Here is a 10,516-nt window from a genome sequence, read left to right as displayed (position 1 = left end):
CGGTCTCCTACCGGCAGGGCACGCTGTGGCTCAGCCCCGACGAGCTCGCCGCGATGCTGACCGACCTGCTGGCGGTCCTGGGCGGCCGCCTGGGCCGGCGCCCGCGTCACCCGCTGGATCGACCAGAGCGGCCTGGACGACTTCCTGGGCGGCCTGTTCTGACCCCGGGCCCTGGGCGCGCGGACCGCATCCGGCCCTCGCGCCCAGGGCTCACCCCGCCGTCGCGGCCTGCGGCCCGTCGTGGGCCGAGGCGAAGGCGAGCAGGGACGCAGCCGTCCGGGCCGGGTCCTCCAGCATGGGGGAGTGCCCGGTCCCGGGCAGCAGTTCGACGGTCACGCCAGGGACCGTCCGGTAGTCGGCGGCCGAGGACGAGCGCCATCTCCGGTCGTCCTGGCCGAAGAGCACCAGCAGCGGCTTGCCGAGATACTGTCCCCGCCTGCCCACCCTGCGGGCTTGTACGAATGTTCCCGGTAAGGCGGGGTCCCGGCCGGTTGGCCGTCCGGCGGGGTCTCGGCCGGTTCGCGATCAGGCGGGGTTCGGGCGGTCGCGGTCAGGCCACGTCCCGGCGCAGCGGTCTCAGGACGGCGGCCGTGCTCGCCAGCGCCGCGTACGCCAGCAGGACCAGCGCCCCGGCGGCCGGTGACAGCAGCCGGACCGGCTCGCTGGACAACTGCGCGGCCAGCGCGTCGGCCACGGCGGTGAAGTCGGTCAGCGCCGAGGTGGCGCCGCCGGGCAGCCACGGGTACAGCTCCCGCACCCCGGGGATCATGATCAGCGCCAGTTCGCCGCCGTACAGGTAGCCGATCACCACGCACAGCGCGGCGACCTGGTTGCGGATCAGCGCGCCCAGGCCCACGCCGAGCACCACGTAGACCGCCATCGCCACCCCCAGCCGGGCCAGCAGCGCCACGATCGTCCCGGCCGGCAGCCCCAGCTCGACGCCGCGGGCCGCGGCCACGCCGAACAGCGCCGCCCCCGCCGTGAGGGCCAGCACCAGCCCGTACGCCAGGCCCGCCACGGCGTGGGCGGCGAGCTTGGCCACCAGCACCCGCCAGCGGTCCGGCGCGAACAGGAACGTGAAGTTCACCGTGCGATGCCGGTACTCCGACGTCACGGCGAGCGTCCCGGCGGCGGCCGGCACGAAGGCCGTGAACCCCAGGAACCCCAGGACGGCCCGCACCCCCGCCTCGGTGTCCAGCCCCGGCATCGGCGGCTCGAAGTTCTCCGGCCCGACCACGGCCAGCAGCCCGATCAGCCCGCCGCCGAGCAGGACGGCCACCAGCGGCATGCCCCACCACATCCGCGTGGCCAGCAACCGGCGGAACTCGGCCCGCACGAAACCCCTCACACGCCCGCCCTCCCACTCGCGCCCCGCTCCCGCGGGCCCGCCCCTGCACTCCCGTCGGCCCGCTCTCCCGGGCCTGTCCCTTCGCTCCCGTCCGCCCGCTCCCGCGCCCCCTCGCCGGTGAGTCCGAGGAAGAGACGTTCCAGGGTCGGGCGTTCGGTGGTCAGGCCGTGTACCGGCAGGCCGTGGGCCGCGGCCAGGGCGGCGACCCGCGCCGGATCGAGGCCGCGGACCCGCAGGTCGTGCGGCCCGGCCGGCTCCACCAGCTCGGCCTCGCCCGCCAGGACCGCGCGCAGGGCGGCGGCGTCGGGGGTGCGCACCAGCACGTCCGGCTCGGCGCCGCACAGCTCGCGCAGGCGGCCGGCGGCCAGCAGCCGCCCCCGCCCGATGACCACCACGTCGTCGGCGACCTGCTCCACCTCGGCCAGCACGTGACTGGAGACCAGGACGGCACGGCCCTCGGCGGCCATGCCGCGCAGGAACGAGCGCAGCCACGCCGCGCCCTCGGGGTCCAGGCCGTTGCCCGGCTCGTCGAGCAGCAGCACGCGGGGGTCGCCGAGCAGGGCGGTGGCCAGGTTGAGCCGCTGCCGCATCCCGGTGGACAGGGCGCCGGTCGCCCGCCCGGCGGCCCCCGCCAGGCCCACCAGGCCCAGCAGGTCGCCGACCCGGCGATCGGGATGGCCGCCCATCGCGGCGTAGATCCGCAGGTGGTCCCTGACCGAGTGCCGGGGATGGAAGGAGGCGGCGTCGAACGTCGCGCCCACCACGGTGGTCGGGCGCGGGAGGTCGCGGTAGCGCCGGCCGCCGATCGTCACGACGCCGCGGGTGGGGGTGACGTGGCCGACCATCATGCGCATCGTCGTGGTCTTCCCGGCGCCGTTGAGGCCGAGGAACGCGGTGACCGCGCCCGGCCTGACCGTGAAGCTGAGGTCGTCGACGGCGGTCAGCTCGCCGTACCGCTTGGTCAGGCCGCTGACCTCGACGCCGGTCACGTGACCACGGCCTGTACGGCGGCGGCGACCCGTCCGGCGTCGGGGACCGAGACGACCACCTCGTCGAACTCGCCGCCGGCCCCCGCGCGGTCCAGCAGCAGGTGCACCGCAGGCGTGTCACGGGTGACCGACACGAGCTGCCGCCGCCCCCCGAACAGCCCCCACACCCCGATCTTGACGTGGCCCGCCACGCTCAGCCCCTTCCGCGCGCCGCGCGGGACGCGCAACGGCTCACCGGCGACCCGCACCTCCCGCACGGATGCGAGCGGGAACGTGTACCGGCCGTGACCGGTGAGGAACCGCTCCCAGGGGCCGAAGACGATCGTGACCAGACCCTCGTTGACCATTACCGTTGCCACAGCTCAGCCTTCCTTCAGGGGGAGCAGGACCGTCGCCAGCAAGCGCGGCGTACGCCCCCCTCCCGGCTCGTTCGCCAGCAGGGGCCGCACCAGTTCGGCGAATCCCTGGGCGAAGGCGACGAACTCCTCGTCGTCCAGGTGGAGCACCATCTGCTGGTAGCCGGCGCCGTCGGCGGCCAGATCGACGCGCTCCCGGTCGAGATAGCGGGAGAACTCCGACAGCAGGCTCCCGGCGAACGCGGTGAACCACCGGGCGTGGTCCTCCGCCGTCGCCGTCGCCAGCGCCTCGGGGGACGGCGTCAGGCCGCCCTCGGGCACCGCGTACACCCGTTCGGTCGCTCCGCCGACCTTGTGCTCCTCGACCACCTCCAGCATCCCGGCCTTGGCCAGCGTCGCGATCTGCCGGTAGAGCGTCGCCTGCGGCACGTCGGGCAGCAGGCCCGCCAGGCCGGAGGCCGTACGGCGGCCCCCGGCGACGGCGCGCAGGATGCGGATCCGCACGGGATGCAGCGCCAGCTCGGCCCAGCGCTCTGTCGAGGTCGTCACACGCAAGACGTTATCACTATCGAGAATGAGAATGACAACTCTGGCGTGTTTCCGCATGTCACAGGCCCGGTGGGGGTAGATGGCGGCTGAGGGGGACCCGTGATGGGAGCGTCGGTCGACTACCAGGCGGCATTCGAGGCACTGCCGTGTCCCTGCATGGTGCTCACCCGCGGCGGGGTCGTGCTCGCCGTCAACGACGCCTACCTGCGGATGACCGGCCAGGACCGGGCGGAGGTCATCGGCCGCGCCCTGCTGGGCGAGGCCCCGGTCCTGGCGGACCTGAGCGCGTCCGGGGCGGCGAAGGTGCGTGCCTCGCTGGAGCGGGTGGCCGGGGCCGGCGTCGGCGACGTCGTGCCGCTGCTGCGGGACGACTGGGACCCGCCCGACCAGCGCCACTGGCGCCTCACGCAGGCCCCGGTGCTCGACCCGTCGGGGGACGTGAAGGAGATCGTCGTCGTCTTCGGGGAGGTCAGCGGCCCGCTCGAATCCCGGCGTGCCGCGCCGGGCCCCACCGGCGGCCGGGTCTCCGGGCCGCTGAAGCCCAACGCGCTGCTCCACCAGGCCTACCGCCAGGAGCAGCAGAAGGTGTCGATGCTGCACGAGACGATCGAGCACCAGCAGCGGTTCGTCTTCGACGCCGCCCACGACCTGCGTAACCCGATCGCCGGCCTGCTGACCGAGCTGGAGGAGGCGCTGTCCGACCCCGGCGCCGACCTCCGCCGCACTCTGCACAGCCTGCACCGCGACGCCGAACGCCTCAACGACATCGTCGGCGACCTGCTCGCCCTGGCCCGCCTCTACACGGCCCCGCCGCCCGGCGCCGACCTCGTCGACCTCGCCCGCCTGGTCGTGGAGGAGCTGGACGCCCATCCGCCGAGCGCGTCCGTCCTGACGCGGCTGGAGGAGAACGTGGTGGTCCGCGCCTCGCGGGTGCGGCTGGCCCGGCTGCTGTCCAACCTGGTGGCCAACGCCGAGCGCCACACCACCAGCAGGATCGAGTTCGTGGTCGCCGCCGCGCCGCCGTACGCCGTCCTGGAGGTGCTCGACGACGGGCCCGGCATCCCGCCCGAGGAGCGGGAACGCATCTTCCACCGGCTGTACCGCGAGGAGCAGGCGCGCTCGCTGGACGCCGGCGGCTCCGGCTTCGGCCTGCCCATCGCCCGCGAGATCGCCCACGCCTACGGGGGCGACCTCTTCGTGGCCGACCATCAGGGCGGCGCCCGCTTCGTCCTGAGGCTCCCGCTGGCGACCTGACCGTCCGCCGGACCCCAGGACTTATGCCGACGCACGGTCATAAGTCAGTCTCCAGCCGTCGAAGATAGACTTGGGGTCCTCTGAAGTGGCTGCCGTCATCGGCGGAGAGGCTGGTGTTGACTCTGGACACGCTCAACGGCGCGACGGCGGGGGCCGGCGCGCTGCTCTCCCTGCTACGGGAAGGGCCTCCGCGCACCCGGACCGAGCTGGTCCAGCTCACCGGCCTGGCCAGGTCCACCGTGTCCCTGCGCCTCGACGCGCTGCTGCGGCACCGCTGGGTGCTGCCCGCCGACGACGTCGTCTCCTCGGGCGGGCGGCCGGCGGCCATGTTCGCCTTCAACCGCACCGCGCGGCTCGTCCTCGCCGCCGACCTGGGCGTCATGCACGAGCGGGTCGCGATCACCGACCTCGGCGGCACGGTGCTGGCCGAGCGCACCGCCGACGCGCCGATCGACCGGGGCCCGGAGGCGGCGCTCGGGCGGCTCGTCCGGACGTTCACCGACCTGCTCGACGAGAGCGGCCGCGACCTGGCCGACGTGTGCGGGGCGGGCATCGGCCTGCCGGGCCCGGTCGAGTACTCGACCGGGCGCCCGGTCAACCCGCCGCTCATGCCCGGCTGGGACCGCTTCCCGGTGCCGGAGTGGCTGGGGGAGCGGCTGGGCGTGCCGGTCCTCGTGGACAACGACGTCAACATCATGGCGCTCGGCGAGCACCGCGCCGGGCGGCAGCAGACCGGCCAGCTCGTCTTCGTCAAGATCGGCACGGGCATCGGCTGCGGCGTGATCTCCGACGGCCGCCTCCACCGGGGCGCCCAGGGCGCGGCGGGCGACATCGGGCACATCCGCGTCGCCACCGCCGACGACGACGTGCTGTGCCACTGCGGCAACGTGGGCTGCCTGGAGGCCCTGGCGGGCGGGGCCGCGCTGGCCGCCCGGATCGCGGCGACGGGCGTGCCCGCCACCGGCGGCCGGGACGTCGTCGCGCTGCTGCGCGCGGGCAACCGCGACGCCGCCCAGCTCGTCCGGCAGGCCGGGCGGGAGATCGGCGACGTGCTGGCCACGATCGTGAACTTCTTCAACCCGGCCGCCATCGTGATCGGCGGCGACCTGGCCGACGCCGGTGAGCACCTGCTCGCGGGCGTCCGCGAGGCCATCTACAAACGTTCGCTCCCGCTGGCCACCCAGCACCTGCGCATCCAGGGCAGCGAGCTGGGCGACCGGGCCGGCGTCATCGGGGCGGCCGTCATGGTGCTGGAGCACGTCCTGGCCCCGGAGGCGGTGGACAGCGCCCTCGCCGGCTGACGTCCACGCCCGAAGCCCCGCCCCGCGTCCGTCGCGCAGGGCGGGGCTTCGCCGTTCCGGCCAGGGCGTCAACTCGTTACGTCTAGGACTTAACAGACTTTCGTTGACAATCATCAAAAGTGACATCTAATGTCCCGAGCTACGAAGGTTCTTCGATCGTCCGCCAATGGAACCCTCCTTCCCGGCCCACCCCCCACGGAAAGGGAACCTCCGCGATGCCCCCCAGCGGATCCACCCGCCTGTCCCGATGGACGGCGCGGACCAGCGCCCTGATCCTGGCCATGTCGGGCACGGTCGTGCTCACCGTGGCCGCCCCGCCCGCCCAGGCCCACGCCGCCATCGACCCCGCCGACTACCAGCGCGTCGAGCTGGCCAAGGGCGTCGCCGAGATGGGCGAGCCGATGACCATGGCGGTGCTGCCCGACCTGTCGGTGCTGCACACCGCGCGCGACGGCACGCTGCGCCGCACCGACGCGCGGGGACAGACCGGCGTGGTCGGCACGCTGTCCGTCTACACCCACGACGAGGAGGGGTTACAGGGCGTCGCCGTGGACCCCGGCTTCGCCACCAACCGGACCATCTACCTCTACTACGCCCCCCGACTGAGCACGCCGTCCGGCGACGCGCCCGCGACCGGCACCGACTGGTCGGCCTGGCAGGGCGTCAACCGCCTGGCCAGGTTCACCGTCAAGCCCGACTGGACGCTCGACCTGGCCTCGCAGCGGACCGTGCTCGACGTGGCCGCCGACCGCGGCATGTGCTGCCACGTCGGCGGCGACATGGACTTCGACGCCCAGGGCAACCTCTACCTGTCTACCGGCGACGACTCCAACCCCTTCGACTCCTCCGGCTACGCCCCCATCGACGAGCGGCCCGACCGCAACCCCGTCTACGACGCCCAGCGCAGCGCCGGCAACACCAACGACCTGCGCGGCAAGATCCTGCGCATCAAGGTCGATCCGGCGGACGGCACCTACACGATCCCCTCGGGCAACCTCTTCCCGCCGGGCACCGCGAGGACCAGGCCCGAGATCTACGCCATGGGCTTCCGCAACCCGTTCAGGATGACCGTGGACAAGGCCACCGGCGTCGTCTACGTCGGCGACTACGGCCCCGACGCCGGCAGCAGCGACCCGGGCCGCGGGCCCGCCGGGCAGGTCGAGTTCGACCGCGTCACCGGCCCCGGCAACTACGGCTGGCCGTACTGCACCGGGACCAACACCCTGGCCGAGACCTACAACGAGTACGCCTTCCCCTCAGGGCCCTCCGGCCAGAAGTACGACTGCGCCGCCGGCGGCCCGGCCAACGACTCGCCGCGCAACACCGGCCTGGCCAAGCTCCCGCCCGCCAAGCCCGCCTGGATCAGGTACGGCGGCGACGCCGGCTCGCCGCCGGAGTTCGGCAGCGGCTCGGAGTCGCCGATGGGCGGCCCGGTCTACCGCTACGACGCCGCCCTGAACTCCGCCGTCAAGTTCCCGCAGGACCTCGACGGGCACTTCTTCGCCGGCGAGTTCGGCCGCAAGTGGATCAAGGCGATCGACCTGGCCGCCGACGGCACCCGCGGCGAGATCGCCGCCTTCCCCTGGACCGGCACGCAGGTCATGGACCTGGCGTTCGGCCCCGACGGCGCCCTCTACGTCCTCGACTACGGCTCCGGCTACTTCGGCGGCGACGCCAACTCCGCCCTCTACCGCGTCGAGTACATCAAGGACAGGAACCGCTCGCCGGTCGCGGTCGCCACGGCCGACAGGACGTCCGGGAAACTTCCGCTCACCGTGGCCTTCTCCAGCGCCGGCTCCGCCGACCCCGAGGGCGGCGCGCTCACCTACGCCTGGGACTTCGGCGACGGCACCACCTCCACCGCCCCGAACCCCACCAAGACCTACACCGCCGAGGGACAGTTCTCCGCCACGCTCACCGTGCGCGACCCCCAGGGCAACTCCGGCACGGCCGGCGTGGTCGTCACGGCCGGCAACACTGCCCCCACCGTGACCATCGGCGCGCCCGCCGCCGGGACGCTGTTCACCTGGGGCGACACCGTGCCCTTCACGATCGGGGTGACCGACCCCGAGGACACCACGGTCGACTGCGCCAAGGTCCGGATGACGTACGTGCTCGGCCACGACAGCCACGGCCACCAGATCACCTCCAAGAACGGCTGCGCGGGCGAGCTGACGATCCCGGTCGACGGCGAGCACGACGACGCGGCCAACATCTTCGCCGTCTTCGACGCCGAGTACACCGACAAGGGCGGCCTGACCACCCACACCCAGAACGTCCTGCAACCGCGCCACCGCCAGGCCGAGCACTACACGACGATGTCCGGCGTCTCGCAGATCTCCAAGGCGGCCGCCCACGGCGGCAGGACGGTCGGCGACGTGCACAACGGCGACTGGATCGCCTTCAGGCCCTACCGGCTCGACGACGCCAGGACGTTCCGGGCCCGGGTCTCCTCCGGCGGCGTCGGCGGCTCCATCGAGGTGCGCGCCGGCTCGCCGACCGGGCCCCTGCTCGGCAAGGCCGCCGTCCCGGTGACGGGCGGCTGGGAGACCTTCACCGACGTGCAGGCCCCGCTGACCGGCGCGACGGCCGCGACCACCACGCTCTACCTGGTCTTCACCGGCGGCGCCGGGGCGCTGTTCGACCTCGACGACTTCACCCTGGCCAAGGAGGCGATCGCCACCGGCCCGATCCACGCCGCCGACGGCAGATGCGTGGACGTCGCCGGAGCCGCCACCGCCGACGGCACCAAGGTCCAGCTCTACTCCTGCAACGGTACGAACGCCCAGAACTGGGCCATCGACGGCCAGACCGTCAAGGCGCTCGGCAAGTGCCTGGACGTGGCCGGGGCCGACAGCGCGGACGGCACCAAGGTGCAGATCTACACCTGCAACGGCACCGGCGCGCAGAAGTGGACCGCCGAGGGCGGCGCGCTGAAGGCGCTCGGCAAGTGCCTCGACGCCACCGACCCGGCCCAGCTCGTCATCCGGACGTGCAACGGCGGCGCGCCGCAGAGGTTCACCACGGCCACCCCGGCCGCCGGTGGCTCCGCCGTCCTGGTCTTCTCCCGGACGGCCGGGTTCCGGCACGACTCGATCGCGGCGGGCGTCCAGGCGATCAGGGACCTCGGGTTCGCCGTGACCGCCACCGAGGACCCGGCGGCGTTCACCGCGGCGAACCTGGCCGCCTACAAGGCGGTCGTCTTCCTCAACACCACCGGCGACGTGCTCGACGCCACGCAGCAGGCCGCGTTCGAGGCGTACGTCAAGGCGGGCGGCGGCTACGCCGGCATCCACGCGGCGGCCGACACCGAGTACGACTGGCCCTGGTACGGCGGCCTCGTCGGCGCCTGGTTCGCCGCCCACCCGGCGGTGCAGAAGGCCACGGTCAAGGTCGAGGACCGGGCGCACCCGGCCACCGCCCACCTGGACGCCTCCTGGCCGCGCACCGACGAGTGGTACGACTACCGGACCAACGCCAGGACCGGCGCCCACGTCCTGGCGACCCTGGACGAGTCGACGTACTCGGGCGGCACGATGGGCGCCGACCACCCGATCGCCTGGTGCAAGCCGTACGACGGGGGACGCTCCTTCTACACCGGCGGCGGGCACACCGCGGAGTCCTTCGCCGAGCCCGCCTTCCGGCAGCACCTGCGCGGCGGCCTCGCCTACGCCACGGGCCAGGCCAAGGCCGACTGCCGCCCCGAGACCGGCTACACCACCCTCTACAACGGCTCGACCACCGGCTGGGAGCAGGCCGGGCCGGGCGGGTTCGCCAACTCCGGCGGCACGCTGACCTCGCAGGGCGGCATGGGCCTGTTCTGGTACAAGGCCAAGGAGTACACCGCCTCCTACTCGCTCAAGCTCGACTGGAAGCTGGCCGGCGACGACAACTCCGGCGTCTTCGTCGGCTTCCCGCCCTCGACCGACCCGTCCTCGGCGGTGAACAACGGCTACGAGATCCAGATCGACGCCACCGACGCCCCGGAGAAGACCACCGGCTCGGTCTACGGCTTCAAGGCCGCCGACACCGCCGCCTGCGACGCCGCGCTGAACCCGCCGGGGGAGTGGAACACCTACGAGATCCGGGTCGAGGGCGAACGCCTGCAGGTCTTCCTCAACGGCGTGAAGATCAACGACTTCACCAACACCGACCCCGCCCGCTCGCTGAAGAACGGGCACATCGGCCTCCAGAACCACAGCGACGGCGACGAGGTGTCCTTCCGCAACATCCGCGTCAAGGACCTCGGGCCGCCCACCGGGGACTCCGTCGTCCAGGCGGAGACCTGGACGCAGGCGTCCGGCGTGGCCACCTACCCGCACACCCCCGCGCACGGCGGCACCGTGCTCGGCTACGTCAACCCGGGCGACTGGGCGGCCTACGACGTGGACCTCACCGGGGTCACCGCGTTCAAAGCCCGGGTCGCCTCGCCGGGGCCGTCGGGCGGCTTCGAGGTCCGTTCCGGTTCGCCGACCGGGCCGGTGCTCGGCGCGGTCACCGTCCCGAACACCGGCGGCTGGGAGTCCTACGCCGACGTCTCCACGGCGCTGACGGGCGTCCCCTCCGGCGCCGCCCGGCTGTACCTGGTGTTCACCGGCGCGAACTTCGACGTCGACGACTTCACCCTGGTCCGCGGCCCGGCCGGGAAGAAGACCGGACGGGCCGCCGGATAGCCACCGGGCCGGTGGCCGCAATGGAGGACGGCCACCGGCCCGGTCA

The 10,516-nt window shown here is 73.5% G+C and carries 8 protein-coding genes; 3 read left to right on the top strand and 5 right to left on the bottom strand.

Going from position 1 to position 10,516, the window contains the following annotated elements:
- Positions 1–210 precede the first annotated feature (210 nt).
- From AB0J97_RS47385 to AB0J97_RS47365, 5 genes are all read right to left on the bottom strand, one after another.
- A complete protein-coding gene (locus tag AB0J97_RS47385) occupies positions 211–444 on the bottom strand; it encodes an alpha/beta fold hydrolase (RefSeq protein ID WP_364102738.1) in 234 nt (77 codons plus the stop codon).
- Positions 445–550: 106 nt separating this feature from the next.
- Positions 551–1,348 (bottom strand): ABC transporter permease, encoded by a 798-nt coding sequence (locus AB0J97_RS47380; protein WP_357708490.1) that lies wholly within the window; start codon positions 1,346–1,348, stop codon positions 551–553.
- Positions 1,345–2,337 carry an ATP-binding cassette domain-containing protein gene (locus AB0J97_RS47375; protein ID WP_364102735.1) on the bottom strand — a complete coding sequence of 331 codons (993 nt, stop codon included), beginning with the start codon at positions 2,335–2,337 and terminating at the stop codon, positions 1,345–1,347. Before AB0J97_RS47375 ends, AB0J97_RS47380 begins: the two co-directional genes overlap by 4 nt.
- Positions 2,334–2,696: a hypothetical protein gene (locus AB0J97_RS47370; RefSeq protein ID WP_357708486.1), complete on the bottom strand. Its 363-nt coding sequence runs from the start codon at positions 2,694–2,696 to the stop codon at positions 2,334–2,336. The genes AB0J97_RS47375 and AB0J97_RS47370 overlap by 4 nt, the downstream gene beginning before the upstream one ends.
- Before the next feature lie 3 nt (positions 2,697–2,699).
- Positions 2,700–3,242, bottom strand: a complete 543-nt coding sequence (locus tag AB0J97_RS47365; RefSeq protein ID WP_364102732.1) for a helix-turn-helix domain-containing protein — start codon at positions 3,240–3,242, stop codon at positions 2,700–2,702.
- A 102-nt stretch (positions 3,243–3,344) separates the two neighbouring features.
- Between AB0J97_RS47365 and AB0J97_RS47360 the strand changes: the two genes are divergently transcribed.
- The 3 genes from AB0J97_RS47360 (at position 3,345) to AB0J97_RS47350 (ending at position 10,470) form a co-directional block, all read left to right on the top strand.
- Complete coding sequence (locus AB0J97_RS47360) at positions 3,345–4,496, top strand: ATP-binding protein (RefSeq protein WP_364102744.1); 1,152 nt, start codon at positions 3,345–3,347, stop codon at positions 4,494–4,496.
- Positions 4,497–4,609: 113 nt separating this feature from the next.
- Positions 4,610–5,797, top strand: a complete 1,188-nt coding sequence (locus AB0J97_RS47355; protein WP_364102729.1) for an ROK family transcriptional regulator — start codon at positions 4,610–4,612, stop codon at positions 5,795–5,797.
- Between the two features lie 215 nt (positions 5,798–6,012).
- Positions 6,013–10,470, top strand: a complete 4,458-nt coding sequence (locus tag AB0J97_RS47350; RefSeq protein WP_364102726.1) for a ThuA domain-containing protein — start codon at positions 6,013–6,015, stop codon at positions 10,468–10,470.
- The last annotated feature ends 46 nt before the right edge of the window (positions 10,471–10,516 follow it).

The organism is Nonomuraea sp. NPDC049607, from assembly GCF_040675375.1.
Lineage (GTDB): Bacteria > Actinomycetota > Actinomycetes > Streptosporangiales > Streptosporangiaceae > Nonomuraea.
The sequence above is the reverse complement of the archived record's forward strand: the minus strand, read 5'-3'. Positions and strand labels throughout refer to the sequence as shown.

Bases quoted from the DNA above. Each gene is read 5' to 3' on its own strand.
- AB0J97_RS47360 (WP_364102744.1), top strand. From the start codon at position 3,345: ATGGGAGCGTCGGTCGACTACCAGGCGGCATTCGAGGCACTGCCGTGT.
- AB0J97_RS47350 (WP_364102726.1), top strand. From the start codon at position 6,013: ATGCCCCCCAGCGGATCCACCCGCCTGTCCCGATGGACGGCGCGGACC.